Origin of the sequence: Paenibacillus sp. FSL F4-0236, from assembly GCF_038000135.1 — a bacterium.
Classification (GTDB): domain Bacteria; phylum Bacillota; class Bacilli; order Paenibacillales; family Paenibacillaceae; genus Paenibacillus_AQ.
In genome coordinates this window covers 6,500,295-6,516,774 of the sequence record NZ_JBBOBK010000001.1, presented here as the reverse complement: position 1 = coordinate 6,516,774, position 16,480 = coordinate 6,500,295, and the positions used below count along the sequence as shown (strand labels likewise).

Below are 16,480 nucleotides of genomic sequence, written 5' to 3'. Positions count from 1 at the left end.
AAATAACATCGCTATACATGGAAGTTTTCAAATCGTTTTCCTTCGGCGATTGTGAATGCCCTATAGCATTCAGGTATAATAGGACATGAACGAAGCATTAGCTTCAAAAATGTTTAAAGGAGCGTGACGTTAGAGATGGATTTGAGAGGAAAGAGTGTTGTGATTACTGGTGCAGGCAAAGGGATCGGCAAAGCCTTAGCCATGGCACTAGCTAAGGAAGGTGCTAATTTGGGCCTGATCTCCAGAACTTCAGGCGATCTCGAAGCGTTAAAATCAGCCTTAATGGAAGTATACGACGTGAAAGTCAGCGTCGCCGTAGCAGATATTGCTGTACGCGAAGAAGCTGAACGTGCGGTTGCTTACCTGCAAAACGAGCTAGGAACATTTGACGCATTAATCAACAATGCCGGAATTGCAAAATTCGGCACTTTAGTAGAAATGGACCCTGCCGATTGGGAAAGTCATATCCAAGTCAATCTTTACGGTACGTATTATGTAACTCGCGCTGCACTGCCAGCTATGATTGAGAAAAATGGTGGAAATATCATCAATATCTCTTCTACCGCTGGAGAACGCGGTTTCGCGACAGGCTCGGCTTACTGCGCATCCAAGTTCGCACTGATGGGCATGACCGAAGCTCTCGCACAAGAGGTACGTAAGCACAACATCCGCGTCGTAGCCTTGACTCCAAGCACTGTTAACACCGGATTAGCTTCCAACGCTGGACTTAAAATCGGTGACGAAGACCGCATGATGCAGCCTGAGGATGTAGCTGAATTGGCTTTAACAGCCTTGAAGCTGCCGGATCGTGTCTTCCTAAAAACAGCTGGACTCTGGACCACTAATCCGCAATAAAAGCGAGCTGGCTGATTCTAATTCAAGCTCTGATTGCGCTTTGTGCAATAGAATGTCTCTGGTCGTGAGAGAAACTTGGTTCGATTGCATTTTGTGCAATCAAACTGGAGGAAAACCGTACTTTCATGCCATTTAACCCGATTCAATTGTACAAAGTGCAACAGAATACCTTATGTAGACTATTTTCGGCTATTCTGTTGCGTATTCTGCAATCAAACTCAATTTTAGGGCTAGAGTAGGTTACTTTAATGCCAGAGTAGTTAGATAGAGATTAAGTATTTATTTAATTATAGATACTTATAGTTACGTTGTGTTGTGTGTTGTAGTTGAGTATTGTAGTTGAGTGTTGTAGTTACGCTGGGCGCTTCGGCTCTGAATACTACTTGGCGTTCGAATAGACGATAGTTGCACTTTGTGCATCTATTCAGTGTAGTGAGAGGATCCGCCATACATTAATTGCACTCTGTGCAACTAAAAGCAGGCAATTTTCAACCATTCGCCAAATTCATGGAATTTAGTTGCAGAGAATACACTTATCGTCTTCGTTTCTAACGAACCAGAACTTTTAAGTGTATAAAGTGCAATTATATATTCAGCCTAATGTTTATGTATGGATATCACACTACTGAACGGAGGTTTACCTAATATGCTAGTAGTAACAAATACCATTAAAGTTAAAGAAGGTCATGGTGAAGCCATCGCTCAACGTTTCGGAGGAAATAATGGTGTACAGGATATGCCAGGATTCGTCCGCATGGAGGTTTGGCAAGGAAGTGCCAAAGAAGGTGTTGAGGAATTAAAAATCTGTACCATGTGGGAGAATGAGGAGGCATTTAAAGGCTGGACATCCAGTGAATCCTTCCGTCAATCACACCGCGGTGCTGGTGGAAATGAAGCCATTCTTGGTGCTTCGATCGACAAATATAAGCTGATGATCAGCCGAACACCCGGCACTAGCAATTAAGTGTAGAGATTGGACAACTAGTCCCGCAAGCTATTCGCATAACTTGCGTCTATGTGATATAGACCGGTCATACAATTAACAGAAGTACGACCGCCACGACAATAACAACAGGGATGCCCTAAGCCAATATGGCTTTGAGACATCCCTGTTTATTTTTACAGTGTGTCGCTTATTGCTCACTACCACGAGGCAGAGCTTCCTCCACCTCTTGATGTTTCCCCGGCCAGAATGCCCATCGACCAAAAAGTGTCGTAATAGCGGGCACAAGGAACGGACGTACTACGAAGGTATCAAGTAGAATACCTAGAGCGGTGATGATACCAAATTGCACAAGCACCTGAATCGGTAAGCTAGCTAATACAGCAAAAGTACCTGCCAGAATGAGGCCCGCAGAGGTAATTACCGAGCTGGTCTCATTCACGCCTTCCGCGATGGCCTGCTTAAGCGGCATGGTCTTACGTTTTTTCCAAATATTCGAGATCATAAAGATGTTGTAATCTTCTCCAAGCGCCACTAGGAATACAAAGGAATAGAGCGGAATCGCTCCCTGAATGGCATCTGCCCCCATCACATAGTGAATGATAATCCAGCCTAAGCCAAGTGCAGAGAAGAAGGAGAGAATGACCGTTCCGACCAGATAAATAGTCGCCACTATCGAACGCAGATATATCAACAACAGCAACGTGATCAATCCAATAACAACAGGAATAATCAGATCGGTGTCACGATCTCCGATTTTTTTGGTATCATACTGCGTCGCTGTCTGACCACTTACCCACACATGATCTGAAGGATTCTCTACCCCTACATCAATCAGCGCTTGCTCTGCTGTTGCTAGAAGGGCTGGAATATGCCCCATCGCTTCAAGTGAATAAGGATTGTTCTTAAATTCGATATCGTAACCTAGAATATCCTTGTTCACAGCACCCTGCTGCGGATCGGAAACCGTGTCCACATACGTGAGCCCTCCGAGAATGACTTTAAGATCCTCTCCACTCGCTTGCCCCTTAGTATCAATAATCAGTTTAGCGGGTGCTAGTTCTCCCGGAGAAAACTGCTTACCGATGAGGTCGAACCCTTCGCGGGACTCCATATTTTTAGGAAAAGAAGAGAGGATATCATACGTAAACTTGATTCCACTAGAGAATGAAGCCAGAATCCCCAGTCCGATGACAGTCACTCCTACGATAGCCCAAGGCCTGGAAACTACAAATCCGCCAATCCCTTTTTTATGGGAGACTTTGGGTTCTGGAGCTGGTTTTCCTTTAGCCTTAGCCCGTTCAACTTCCATTTGCGGCGTGCGCGGAATGAATGGGAAGAACGAGGTCCGTCCGAAGATCGCCAAAAGTGCAGGTACAAGCGTTAAGCTAGCAATTCCCATAATGAAAATCGACACGCTGAACGGAATTGCAAAACGATGATAAGCTCCATACTTAGCCAGCAATAACGCAAACAGCGCGAGCACGACGGTGAAGCCACTCATAGCGATGGCGCCTGAAGATTCGGTAATGGAGCGAAGAAGCGCACGACTCTTACTCTCTTCTACCTTCAACAACTGCCGGAACCGTGAGATCAGGAACAAACAATAGTCCGTACCCGCACCGAACAACAGAACCGTCATGATGGATACTGCCTGCGAATCCACGGTGATCCAGCCTTCTTGCGCCATTTTTCCAAGAATCGGACTTGTTACACCATAAGCGAATCCAACTGCAATAAGTGGAATAAACGCCAAGATCGGCGAACGATAAATCACTAATAAGAACACCAGCACAAGCATGACCGTAGCAATTAACAAGGAGACGTCAGCGTTCTGAAACAGGCCTGAAGCATCTATAGAGATGCCCACTGGACCCGTAACACGTAAACTCAGGTCTTTTCCATCTACCTTAGCCGCGGAGGGGTCTCCACCCGTCTCTGTGTTTATGATCTTCTTCATTTCTGTCACAGCTTCACCGAGCTGATCACTATCTGCCGTTTTATCAAAAAGCACCGGGGTTACCAGTGTACTAAGATCCTCAGATAATGAGGCTTGCAGTGCCTGCGGCGGCAGCTTCCCTAGTGGGGGAACAAAGTTCTGATGGGGTAACGGTTGCTGCTCCAACTTGTTGTATACAGCAGTGATATGTACTAAATCGTCTTGTGAAAGCCCGCCTTCTCTATGCCATACGAGCAATGCAGGTACTCCGCTTCCACTTGGAAACTCTTGTTCTGCAATTGCTGTTGCCTGTATTGATTGTGCATCATCTGGGAGATTGGGCGCATTATTAGCAACTTGAGAATTCACTGCAGGCCATAATAGGGTAAGTGCACCTACTAGCACTATCCATACGAGAAGAGTAATCCATTTCGTCTTTTTTCCTGCCACCCATTTACCGTAGCCTGACATTCCCTTCATCCTCTCCTTTACCTTCCCGCCTTAAAAATGAGCCGCGGGTCATTTTTTTAATTCTATCATATATATGCTTTAATTTTTAATCAAACTTTTTTTATTTTTCTGAAAAATCAAAACACCTCATCACATATAAAATACCCCTCTCTTCACATATAAAATCAGCAACATGTGAAAAGAGGGGTTTATGGTTTGCTATACTTTTTCTTTCACTTCAACTTAGCCTGCGTCCAAATCTCCTTCGGAGAACTGACTGTTGTAAAGATCAGCATAGAATCCGCCTTGTGCAAGCAGTTCCTCGTGATTGCCCTTCTCGATTACACTACCTTGATTCATAACAAGGATAAGGTCGGCATCTCGAATCGTCGAAAGACGGTGAGCAATTACGAAGCTGGTTCTGTTTTGCATCAATGCTTTCATTGCTTTTTGAATCAACAATTCTGTCCGTGTATCGACACTGCTTGTTGCTTCATCAAGAATGAGGATCGATGGATCAGCCAGAATCGCACGCGCAATCGTAATCAGCTGCTTCTGTCCTTGAGAGATATTAGAAGCCTCTTCATTTAACACCGTATCATATCCAAGCGGAAGTGTGCGGATAAAGTGATCGGCATGAGCAGCCTTGGCAGCACGCACCACATCAGCTTCTGAGGCACCTTCACGTCCATAAGCAATGTTATCGCGGATCGTACCATTGAACAGCCAAGTATCCTGAAGCACCATACCAAATTTGCTGCGCAGGTCACTCCGTCTCATATTGGTAATATTGACGCCATCAATGATAATTTCCCCATCATTAAGCTCGTAGAAGCGCATCAACAGGTTAATCAGAGTGGTTTTACCAGCACCAGTAGGACCGACAATCGCTATGGTCTGACCTGGACTAACCTCAATATTCATGTCCTCAATCAGAATCGCATCTTCTTTATATCCGAATTTCACATGACGGAACTCAACGGAACCTTCCGGAGTACCTTCATCAAGCTTCGCAAGTGTAGTATTAACTTCCTTAACTTCCTCTTCTTCATCCAGAAGTTCAAATACACGTTCTGCGGAAGCAATAGTGGATTGAATAATATTCGCAATATTAGCCGTTTGTGCAATCGGCTGGGTGAACTGACGAGAATACTGAATAAAAGCTTGAATATCCCCAACATCGATCATTTTTTTAGTAACAAAGATACCGCCGACTACACAAATCATTACATAACCCAAGTTACCGATAAACATCATGAGCGGCATAATCATACCGGACATGAATTGGGCACGCCAGCCAGAGTCGTAAAGCTTATCGTTAATTTCATCGAAATCCTTAAGGGACTGCGGTTCACGACCAAAAGCTTTAATAATCCGGTGACCTGTATACATTTCTTCTACATGACCGTTCAACTGACCGAGTGACTTCTGCTGTCCGACAAAATAAGTCTGCGAGCGCTTGGAGATAGCCATAATTACAACGAAGCTGAGTGGCAATGTAACAATTGTAATCAACGTCAGCCATGGGCTGATGGTAAGCATCATTACGATGACACCGATAATGGTGACAATAGAAGTAATCAATTGAGTTAAGCTCTGCTGCAGTGTAGTACTGATGTTATCCACATCATTCGTAGCACGGCTTAGAATTTCCCCATGGGTACGGGAATCAAAATATTTCAAAGGCAAACGTTCCAGCTTGCTGTTGATCTGCTCACGCATGTCGTAGACGACCTTCTGAGCTACGCCAGCCATTACGTACTGCTGAATATAGCTAAATAGAGCACTAAGCAAATACAGTCCCGCAAGTATGATCAGGATATCATTAATGTATCCAAAATCAATGGAAGCTCCCTCAACACCCATTAATTTACCGTAAGCACCTTCGAATAGCTTAGTTGTTGCTTTACCCATAACCTTAGGACTGAAGATACTGAATACAGTACTGGCAATTGCCATAACAAGAACGATAATCAATTGAACCATACGAGGTCTTAAATACTTAATCAGACGACGAAGTGTACCCTTGAAGTCTTTAGCCTTTTCTGCAGGCATCCGCATGCCAGGGCCGCCACCAGGTCCAGGACCTTTATGGGCGCGCGGAGCAGCAGGTTTATTGTTTTGTTCGCTCATGCTATTTCCTCCTCTGACAGCTGCGAGGATACGATCTCGCGGTACACATCACTGCTCGCGAGCAGTTCACGGTGAGTGCCCATTCCGGCGATTTCACCCTCATCAATAACAATAATCCGGTCGGCATCCATAACGGTACTAACCCGTTGAGCTACGATTAGAACAGTGGATTCCGTGGTTTCATCTTTGAGTGCCGCACGAAGCTTGGCATCTGTTTTGAAATCAAGTGCAGAGAAGCTGTCGTCGAACAGATAAACTTGAGGTTTTCTCACAAGCGCACGTGCAATGGACAGCCGCTGTTTCTGACCACCAGAGACATTACTACCGCCTTGAGCAATTTCCGAATCAAATCCATCTTTCATTGCTGACACGAAATCGTAGGCCTGAGCTACCTTGGCTGCATGAATGATTTCTTCATCGGTAGCATCCTCTTTACCGTAGCGAATGTTTTCGTTAATCGTACCTGAGAACAATACCGCTTTTTGAGGGATGTAACCAATTTTGCTCCGTAGCTCTTCCTGAGTCATCTCACGCACATCTACTCCGTTAACACGTACAGCACCTTCGTTAACATCATAGAACCTTGGAATCAAGCTAAGCAGCGTAGATTTACCTGAACCAGTACCACCGATAATCGCAGTAACTTCACCTGGGCGAGCACTGAAGCTAATTTTCGAAAGTGCAGGTTGTTCCGCGCCAGGATAAGAAAAGGAGACATTATCGAATTCAACAAAACCACGCATATGATCACGGCCGTCTTTTTTAGTTGCTTGAGCCGTTGTTTGTAATTCACTCTCTGATGGATCTGTGAATTCCGGCCGCATATCGAGCACTTCATTGATACGCAAGGCTGAAGCTGAAGCACGAGGAATCAGCACGAACATCATCGACACCATAATCAGGGAGAACATGATTTGCATCGCATATTGAATAAATGCCATCAGTGAGCCGACTTGCAAATCTCCATCGCCGATTCGAATGCCACCAAAGTAAAGAATTGCGATCATGGAAAAGTTCATAACAATCATCATAAGCGGCATCAAACCGGCCATGATTTTATTTACTTTGATCGCTGTGTCTGTCAGATCACGGTTAGCCTCGGAGAAGCGTTTATTCTCATGATCAATCCGGTTAAATGAACGGATAACACGGATCCCCGTCAAATGTTCACGTAGAACCAGATTTAATTTATCCAGCTTGACCTGTATCGCTTTAAACAGTGGTAATCCCTTCATACCGATAAAGAAAATTGCACCAACGAGTACCGGAATAACTACTACAAATATCAATGATAATTTCGCATCTTCAGATACCGCCATGATGATACCACCAATCATCATCATCGGTGCACCGATCATCATACGCAGCATCATAGTAAGTACAGTCTGTACCTGCGTAATATCATTCGTTGTACGGGTAATTAAAGAGGCGGTACCAAGCTTATCGAATTCATGCAGTGTAAAATTCTCTACATGATTAAATACACGAGCACGGGTAAGTTTACCGAATCCTGCTGCCACTTTTGCTGATAAATAGCTGGCAATGACTGAACATAAGGCCCCGCCCCCTGCTACTAAAAGCATGAAGCTACCTATTTTCCAAATATAAGTACGGTCTCCCTGAACAATACCTTTGTCGACAATGTCGGACATCAGCGTAGGGAGGTATAAGTCGCCCATGGACTGCAAGAACACAAGAATTAATACAGCACCAATAGCTACTCGAAATGGCTTCAGTTGTTTAAATAATTTAATCAAGCTTCTCATCTCCGTTCATTTGTAGCCTATCCCAATTAGGTGGTGGATTATCCTCAACGAATGCATGTACTTTCAGCAACAGTTCTGTGAGCTGCTTAGTCTCTTTTTCACCTAAGTAACGTACGAGCTCATCCAGCATTGCGTCTCTGTATTGCTCTGCTCTTCGTGTGAGTTTTTTTCCACTCTCCGTCAATTTCACGCGTACGACTCTTCGGTCCGAAGGATCTGCGTGTCTTTCCACCATCTGTTTCGCCTCAAGACTATTAATCAACTGCGTAATAGTTGGAGGTGTGAATCCGAGTAGTCGGCTGATTTCAGATATCTTTAGACCCTCATCATCAGAATGATTCCATTTTTCAATGCATATCATTAAAGTCATCTCACTCGGCTTATGGCCTTCAACACCCTTTTGCCATTGGCCTTTATGCAGCCGTTTCATCGCCGCAAAAAGCTCGTGTGCGACTGAATTTTCAGTATTTTCTGTATTTCCTCCGTTTATCCCAATTTCTTTCACCTCTAATTTAGTTAGGTCAGCTAATTATTAAACACTGTATTATTTAGGCTACCTAATTATATTTTCGGTGCAACGCTTTGTCAAATTTTGAATACGGTATCAATTATTACGAAAAAGAAAACTCCCCAGCACAATGGCAAGGGAGTCCAATTTCGTATATGTATTACTCTGTATTATAAGAATACTGAATAGATCGTTTCAATCCTACCAATTAGCTCCGTGCTCTAAAGTCGTGATACCTCCATGGCTTCCAGAGCCTACAGGTCCGATAATGATGAAGCTAAACAATGCTAACACACTTACCATCATCAATAGTGATTTTTTCATGCTGTCTCACCTCCCTTATCAAATTTCTATATTTGGTCTGCTGATCAGTAGTAGCATAATCCCTATTAGTCTCAAATAAGGTTACGCAATTAATGAAATCTTTACCATTGTTCTGCTTAATGGCTAACTCCAAACATTGAATAATATAATCTACGCCTGTACTGTACTGTTTACGGGTTATAAGATACATCGCAACTTGATAGTTTAGACGATACACACGATCCACATTATTGGGCTCCTGAAACTCCTCAAATCGCAGCATCTCACGCGAGAAACGTGAAAGCACACTGTCGGCTGAGAAGCCATGGCGGTTCGCTGCATCCATAATAGTAATAAGCCCTACCAAAATTTCACCAGGATGATCAGCCAAAAAAGCTGTATATTCAGGTAGAACAGCTACATTACCCGCTAACATCTCCAACGTAAAGCTATTGGCCGTTGCAAATAACCGGAAATGCTCTAAAGCTTCACGACCTTCATCATCCATCATTTCAAACCAGCTTAGATCAGCGTAGCCTGCAGTATATTTTTTCGCTGCTTCATACTTGCCTTGCTTGGTCAGAGCAGTCGCTTTAAGCAAATATCCATGACCATAATAGACGATGAGCGGACGCTCCGTCCGAAGATCTTCCGCTCTTCTACCTACACTCTTTCGAAGTTGGTCACGATACACCGCGTTTGCCAAGGTTCTTAGTTCATCAGCAAAGCTTTCCATCTCTGCCCATCTACGTAGACTGTAGCATAGTTGTGATAGCATTAGCAGACCATCCAATTGCATATCCTCAGGAAGACGGCCTCTAAATGGTCCAAAAGTGATTACCGCACGTAATTTCTCATCTGTATCAACTATCGATTGCATCGATCTAAATATACGAAAATGACTGATCGCCAATCTCTCAGAGTAGCTATCGGACTCATTCTCAGTCACGGTTTTATAAAAATATATTGATTCATCTACTTTACCTTTATTAAACAATTTATCAGCTACCGAATAAACGATATCTAGCGATTTCGGATATTCCAACAATCTGTTTAAGGTATCATCAATGCATTGCTGCTTACCCAGTTCAGCGCAACGTATTAAAAAAGGCTCCACCCTGCGGCGTGAGACCTTCTCCTCATTGAAGCATTCATCAACGTACAGTGGATACAACCAACCATCCGGAAAACCAAAGGCCTTAATAATTGCATCTATTTGTCCCAGGGACATAGGCTTCGGTGGATTCCCATGCAGGATTGCGCTGAGACTTCCACGATTCAGGCCACAAATTTTTGCGAATGAGGCGAGATTATGGCCGGAGCGGGACAGATTTTTCTCAATTTCTGAGCGTATAGTTGTTAACTTTCCCTCCACTCGGCACCCCCAAAGTTTGACTTGAAAAGATCCTATTAATTGACATTATAGGTGAAAGTTATGGATTGTACAACTTATAGATTGTACGACAAAAAGAGGAGCGTATTTCTCTCCTCTTTATCGGTTGGATCTTTGTAATAGTGTAATTCTATGGATGTATCGAGTTTAATTTATTGTAATAGCGGCTTTTGAGCTTCAGCAGTAAGCTGTTGCACTTGCCTTGCGACTGCGCAAGTTCTCCATCATCTTATGTTGTGCCAGCAAAATATAACCGTCCAATCGCTCGCTTAGCTCTAGGACAGCATGGTCACTAAGACTCCGTTGCTCCGCGACTTCCAGCAATTCGCATCTAAGGCTCTCTATAGTCACAAACAGCTCATCTTCTCTGTAGTCTCTTCTATAAGCTTTCTCGGAAGAACCTTGATATAGTGTCACAACTCTCTCCTTCTCTCTATCAACATCTCTTCCTATCATAATCCATGATACCAAAAAACATATTTTCAAAAAAAAAGAAAAATTTGCAGAACATCCACAAAAATAAAACAGATATTTATTCGGATGTTCTATAGGCTCGTGGGGAAGCTCATTTGGGTACTGTTCTCAATAGTCCCTTTGCAAAAGAAATCCATTCACGTGCTGCAAAAGATAAATAACGGTCTCTACGCCATGCCATAGCGATCTGCCAAGGAATCACCGGATCTGTCAAAGGAATGACTACCAATCGCGAGCGATCCATGTCACGGCAAATGGTTTCCGGCAATAATGCGATCCCCATTCCCGCAGCTACCATCTTGCTGATCAAGTCCCATTGTGAACTCTCATATATAACCTTCGGCTGAAATCCAGCTTTTACACATTCCGTAATAATCCGATCGTGCAGCGTGAAATCCTCTCGAAATAGCACGAACTCCTCTTCTGCCAGCTCACTTAGCGGAACAAGCTCTGCCTCGGCCAGCCGATGTCCCATAGGCAAAATAAGATTCAGCTTCTCTTCAACAAAGGTAAAACAATGAAGTTTGGCTGTATCTACAGGCAATACGACCATTCCAATGTCCAGCAGTCCCGTTTCTACATCTTCCTCCACTTTTTTGGCCCCATCCTCATGAAGACGAATCGTAACCTGCGGATAACGTTTATGAAATTGACCAATCACCGATGGAAAAAAGCTCGCTCCTACCATTGGAGGCAGGCCGATGCGGATGTGGCCCTGCTCCAGATTTCGTAAGTTATCCAGTTCGGAAGACAAGCTAGCGAAAGACTCCACGATATTTTGCGCTTTGGTGAACAAAATTTCCCCTGCGTCTGTAAGCCTTACACTCTTCCCTTCACGGTAGAACAAGTCCGCCTCCAGTTCGACCTCCATATTCCGAATCATTTTACTGATCGTGGGCTGTGTTATATATAATGATTCAGCAGCTCTGGTAAAGCTTTTCATTCGTGCCGCTTGAACGAAATATTCTAATTGTCGGATATCCATTTATGCGCCCCCTAATCCATAGACAAAAGGAATGTCATTTATTCGATCTATTCATTTTACCTATGAAAACAATTGATGTAAACTTTCATTATCATGAAAGGAGCGAAGCCTTATGAAAAAGATTGTTATAGGCTTGCTGCAGGTAGCGGGACTTATGTTATTCTCTTTACTTATCAATGCTGTGACCCCATTATTGCATATCCCTATTCCCGGAAGCATACTCGGAATGATTATATTGTTTCTCCTGCTTGAGTTCGGTGTCATTCGTCTGAATTGGGTAGAAGTTGGTGCTTCTTGGCTACTCGCCGAGCTCCTGCTGTTCTTCATTCCATCTGCTATAGGTGTAATGAAATACGCTAATATTCTGGAAACGGATGGATTACGCATTCTTGCCGTTGTCGTCTTAGGCACATTTGTTGTGATGGCTAGTTCCGGATTACTTACCAGTAGAATTTATAAAGCGAAGGAGCGGAAAGGATCATGTTAAACGCTCTGTTATTCTTTGCTCTCACGGTCGCGGTGTATTTACTCGCGAAACGTATCTATGCTTCTACTGGTAAAGTCTACACCTCTCCATTAATCATCACACCAGTGATTATGATCATCTTTCTGCTTATAACAGGCATTACTTATGACTCATACAATGCGGGAGGAAAATGGCTGACGAATTTGCTGCAACCAGCAACCATGGCCTTTGCCATCCCTTTGCATAAGAACTTCAAGGTACTCAAAAAGCACGCCGCCGAAATTGCGGCAGGCGTGCTGTCAGGGACGATAGTTGCGGTGATCTCTTCCATTCTGCTCGCCAAATGGCTGCATGTTAGCGGCGATCTGGCAGCTAGTCTGGTCCCACGTTCGGTAACTACACCGATCGCTATGAGCATCTCGCAAAGTATCGGCGGTGTACCAAGTATTACGTACGGCAGTCTTCGTCATTATTACCGGGATACTGGGTACAATGATGGGCCCTACTGTACTTCGCATCTTCCGCATTGAGAATGAAATTGCGCGCGGTGTATCGCTGGGAACCGCTGCACATGGTACAGGAACATCTAAAGCCTTCGAGCTTAGTTCACTGACCGGAACCATCTCCAGTATTGCGATGATTCTGTCCGCGCTGTTATCTATAGGTGTGGCGCCAGCTTTGCTCGCGATATTCCTCCACTAGGCTAACCCAGCTTGGGCCAAGGGCATGTCTCTTTAGTACATCTAAAGTAGCATGTCCTTTTTCTATGAATCAAACCCTAGAACTTAACAGGCAATCCGCTTTGCGCTGAATCGTAGGCTGCACAGGTGACTTTTAGGGTTTTGTATCCATCCTCATAGTCGCATAAAATGCGCGAGCGATCGCCCGTCCGTACAGCATGTATGAAGGCTTCACTTTCTACTAAATATGGGTTTCCTGTATTCTCAAATTCGGTACTATTGCCGCTTCGCACTTCCAAGAGACGATCCGGGTTCCAGTCCAAAAGTCCCCGATCATTATAGAAGCTAAGACCTACACTTCCCACCTCATCAGGTAAAACGCATGTATTTGAAATATTAGCAATAATTCCATTTTCAAGTTTCAGGGATACGGTGCCTACATCTGCAACGCTCACACCTTCATGCTGTTCATGCATAATCCGGTTTCCGAACATACCGTAGACTTCCTTTACTTCTCCCGCTAGATAGCGCACTAAATCGACGATATGTGTAGTCTGCTCTGTGAATTGTCCTCCGGATTGCTTCTGATCACGCCACCAAGCTACGCCTGGCATGCCGCCCATCCATTGCCCCATAATCATACCGACCTTGTCACCACGCAAAGTTTCTTTCAGACGTTTAATGTTCTCCTGATAGCGGAAATGATATCCTACCGAGGTTAACAAATTATGTTCTTTGATATCCTGAAGTAGGCTTGCAGGAATTTCAGTAGTCATACTAAGCGGTTTTTCTATAAAAAAGGGAATATCCCTCTTGATTAATGATCGTTCGATCGCACCATGAGATTGTGGAGGCACACAAATATAAACAGCATCGAGCTTCTCAGCATCCAGCATTTCCGTAATATCACCATATCCAGCAGCATCGTATGGACGTGCCATATCTTCGCCTTTAGCCTTACTGCTTCCGCAGACCGCCTGCAAACGGACATCATCCATCTCTGCCAGTAAATCAGCATGTACCTTAGAGAACCAACCCGTACCCACAATACCCACTTTTAATGTCATTCTTTTTCCTCCTGCCGATTGATTATGAATACCTTTTCATAGATTATACCCTCTTATGAGCGGATAAGATAATCTCTCCATTCTTCGGGAAGCAAATGCATATAAGGACTCTGCAAAAAGCGATCATCCGCAAGCACAATAATGCCTGTATCTGTTTCACTTCGAATCAGTCTGCCTCCAGCTTGCAATACCTTGCACATTCCCGGGTAGACATAAGCATAATCAAAGCCATTTTTACCTCTGGCATTAAAATACTGACGCAGCAGATTACGCTCAAGACCAAGCTGTGGTAGGCCAACTCCAACAACCATTACCCCGTTGAGACGGTCTCCTGGCAGATCTACACCTTCCGAAAAGATCCCTCCGAGTACAGCAAACCCTAACAGCGTCTCGTCATTATCTGGACTAAATGCTGCTAAAAAACTTTCTCTAGCCTGCTCACTCATGCCTGTATCCTGCATCAAAGTCCGTACTTCGGGGTAATTCTCCGTAAAGGCCTGATATACGTTTTGTAAATAGAGATATGAAGGAAAAAACACCAGATAATTGCCCTTCTTTGAAACCATTTGATTCAATGCCTGAGTTAACGGGATTAGGGAAGCTTCCCGGTCATGATAACGTGTGGAGACAGGCAGCACGGTCACTTCCCATTGCTCCTTCTGAAAAGGAGATGAGACCGTTAAACTGTAATCTTCCTCCACCGCACCAATCATATCCCGATAATACGATAATGGAGAAAGCGTAGCAGAGAACAGAATCTGACTTCGAAAGCTCTTGGACATTTGTCGGAGCAAATGCGATGGATCCAAATTAAATAACTTCAAGTACACATCGCCGCGCCGAACCTCAGCATAAGTTATGTATCGTTCATCATAGGTCTTAAAGGTGCGAAGCATCCCCTGAACTGCAAAATAGGTATCCAGGAGAACATTCTCTCCTTCTCCATTCTGAGGAACAATGCTGGCGCTCGGGTGAATAAGTTCCTGTTCCGCCTCCAAAGAAAATATCTCAAGCAAGGCTGGCAGCTCCTCCGGGAACGAAGCCCACTGCCCTTGCCCCTCTTCATTACAAATTTTGCGAAGGGAGATAAAAAAAGCATTCACCGATTTAGCTGCAGCACTCAAATTACGGTTTAATTCCTTGTACTGACGCTGGATTTCTAGAAAGGGGGCCTTCAGCAAAGAGGCAGAGAACATCTCTCGTCCCCGGTCTACCAGATTATGTGCTTCATCTACCAGAAGCACCGTTTCTCTCTTTCTCTCCTCTGTTAGCCGTTTCAGGCTGATCCGAGGATCATATATATAATTGTAATCGCAGATCACCGCATCACAGGCATAGGCTGCATCCAGCGAGAACTCAAACGGGCACACTTTATGTTTGTGAGCATACAGTGCTAGGGTGTCTCTGCTCATCAGTGTCTCATGCTCTAACAGATCCATTACCGCATCATTAATCCGATCATAATAGCCTTCCGCATAGGGACAGGAATCCTTACCGCAAATCCCTTCATCATGAAAACAGGTCTTCTCTTTAGCAGTAAGTGTGATGACATGCAGCTGAAGTCCCTGCGTCAGCAGTAACGAGATTGCTTCCTGCGCGGCAAAACGGGTAACCGTCTTAGCCGTTAAATAGAACAATCCTTTAGCTTGTCCTTCGCCCATTGCTTTAAGGACCGGGAACAGCGTCGACATTGTTTTTCCGATGCCTGTGGGCGCCTGAGCGAACAGACTGACCTTTTCTACGATGGATTTGTACACCGCTCCGGCAAAATGCCGTTGTCCCTTTCGATAAGAAGGAAACGGGAATTGTAACTCTCGAAGGCTCTGCTCTTTCTTAGCATCATGACGAACCATCATCTCAGCGTACGGAGCATATCTGGCTACGGTATCATTAGCAAATGAGATCAGTTCATCTAAAGACAACGTTCGGTACAAGCTTTTTTGCTCATCAGTAGCCCGGTGGACATAGGTAAGCTTTACTTGAATAGAAGAAAGCTCCTGCTCCAGCGATACCATATATGCGTACATCAGCGCCTGAGCCCAATGAACCTCATGTCCCTCTTCCAGCATATCCAGCAGTCCGGAGGTTGATTTGATTTCTTCGACGATTAGGCTCCCATCCTCCGAAACAAGCAGTCCATCACAGCGCCCATCTACAATATAGAGTATGCTACCATAAGGGATCTCTGTTTTCAGATAGACCTCCTTGAGGTCACCTTCCTTATACTGCTTTTGGATTTTCTGATGAATTCGTGTTCCTTCAACCATAGAGGAAGTACCATGAAATCCAGGCTCAATACTACCGCTGCGAAAAACATACTCGACGAGAGTTCTAACGGATAGGGTTACAGTATGATCCAACTTTTCTCACCTCCTTTAATTATCCATATATCCTTTTTGTTCCCAATGTCTATTTCGGTCCTTTAATCACTGTATAACCCCATGGGATAGCATAAACATCATCTTTCACCTATGCGTGTTTAACTTTACGCACTCCACAAAGCTTATACTTACGCTTT

General features: G+C 44.2%; 12 protein-coding genes and 1 pseudogene. 4 read left to right on the top strand and 9 right to left on the bottom strand.

Annotation, left to right across the window (positions count from 1 at the left end):
* The first annotated feature begins 135 nt into the window (after positions 1–135).
* Both NSQ29_RS29065 and NSQ29_RS29060 read left to right on the top strand, forming a co-directional pair.
* Positions 136–855 (top strand): 3-ketoacyl-ACP reductase, encoded by a 720-nt coding sequence (locus tag NSQ29_RS29065; protein ID WP_042192563.1) that lies wholly within the window; start codon positions 136–138, stop codon positions 853–855.
* 646 nt (positions 856–1,501) lie between these two features.
* Positions 1,502–1,819, top strand: coding sequence for an antibiotic biosynthesis monooxygenase (locus NSQ29_RS29060; RefSeq protein WP_042192566.1), 318 nt, complete (start codon positions 1,502–1,504; stop codon positions 1,817–1,819).
* 169 nt (positions 1,820–1,988) lie between these two features.
* Here NSQ29_RS29060 and NSQ29_RS29055 read toward each other — a convergent pair whose 3' ends face one another.
* The 7 genes from NSQ29_RS29055 to cidR all read right to left on the bottom strand — a co-directional run bounded on the left by NSQ29_RS29055 (position 1,989) and on the right by cidR (position 11,749).
* Positions 1,989–4,217 carry an MMPL family transporter gene (locus NSQ29_RS29055; RefSeq protein WP_341126631.1) on the bottom strand — a complete coding sequence of 743 codons (2,229 nt, stop codon included), beginning with the start codon at positions 4,215–4,217 and terminating at the stop codon, positions 1,989–1,991.
* Positions 4,218–4,430: 213 nt separating this feature from the next.
* Positions 4,431–6,320 carry an ABC transporter ATP-binding protein gene (locus NSQ29_RS29050; RefSeq protein ID WP_042192571.1) on the bottom strand — a complete coding sequence of 630 codons (1,890 nt, stop codon included), beginning with the start codon at positions 6,318–6,320 and terminating at the stop codon, positions 4,431–4,433.
* Positions 6,317–8,077, bottom strand: coding sequence for an ABC transporter ATP-binding protein (locus tag NSQ29_RS29045; RefSeq protein WP_042131431.1), 1,761 nt, complete (start codon positions 8,075–8,077; stop codon positions 6,317–6,319). The genes NSQ29_RS29050 and NSQ29_RS29045 overlap by 4 nt, the downstream gene beginning before the upstream one ends.
* Complete coding sequence (locus NSQ29_RS29040; RefSeq protein WP_081382663.1) at positions 8,070–8,591, bottom strand: MarR family transcriptional regulator; 522 nt, start codon at positions 8,589–8,591, stop codon at positions 8,070–8,072. The genes NSQ29_RS29045 and NSQ29_RS29040 overlap by 8 nt, the downstream gene beginning before the upstream one ends.
* Before the next feature lie 280 nt (positions 8,592–8,871).
* Positions 8,872–10,272 carry a DNA-binding protein gene (locus NSQ29_RS29035; RefSeq protein WP_340973284.1) on the bottom strand — a complete coding sequence of 467 codons (1,401 nt, stop codon included), beginning with the start codon at positions 10,270–10,272 and terminating at the stop codon, positions 8,872–8,874.
* A gap of 195 nt (positions 10,273–10,467) precedes the next feature.
* Complete coding sequence (locus NSQ29_RS29030; protein ID WP_042192581.1) at positions 10,468–10,707, bottom strand: aspartyl-phosphate phosphatase Spo0E family protein; 240 nt, start codon at positions 10,705–10,707, stop codon at positions 10,468–10,470.
* A 148-nt stretch (positions 10,708–10,855) separates the two neighbouring features.
* Positions 10,856–11,749 (bottom strand): cidABC operon transcriptional activator CidR, encoded by an 894-nt coding sequence (gene cidR, locus NSQ29_RS29025; protein WP_339243845.1) that lies wholly within the window; start codon positions 11,747–11,749, stop codon positions 10,856–10,858.
* Positions 11,750–11,861: 112 nt separating this feature from the next.
* Here cidR and NSQ29_RS29020 point away from each other — a divergent pair, with 112 nt between their 5' ends.
* Both NSQ29_RS29020 and NSQ29_RS29015 read left to right on the top strand, forming a co-directional pair.
* Positions 11,862–12,236 (top strand): CidA/LrgA family protein, encoded by a 375-nt coding sequence (locus NSQ29_RS29020; RefSeq protein ID WP_076285612.1) that lies wholly within the window; start codon positions 11,862–11,864, stop codon positions 12,234–12,236.
* Positions 12,230–12,917 (top strand): annotated as a pseudogene (locus NSQ29_RS29015) (CidB/LrgB family autolysis modulator). Before NSQ29_RS29020 ends, NSQ29_RS29015 begins: the two are co-directional and overlap by 7 nt.
* A 76-nt stretch (positions 12,918–12,993) precedes the next feature.
* On the opposite strand, the gene NSQ29_RS29010 reads toward NSQ29_RS29015, so the two are convergent.
* Together NSQ29_RS29010 and NSQ29_RS29005 are read right to left on the bottom strand one after the other, a co-directional pair.
* Entirely contained in the window at positions 12,994–13,962 is a 969-nt protein-coding gene (locus NSQ29_RS29010) for a Gfo/Idh/MocA family protein (protein WP_042131437.1), read from the bottom strand.
* A gap of 53 nt (positions 13,963–14,015) precedes the next feature.
* Positions 14,016–16,322: a helicase C-terminal domain-containing protein gene (locus tag NSQ29_RS29005; RefSeq protein ID WP_341126630.1), complete on the bottom strand. Its 2,307-nt coding sequence runs from the start codon at positions 16,320–16,322 to the stop codon at positions 14,016–14,018.
* Between the last annotated feature and the right edge of the window lie 158 nt (positions 16,323–16,480).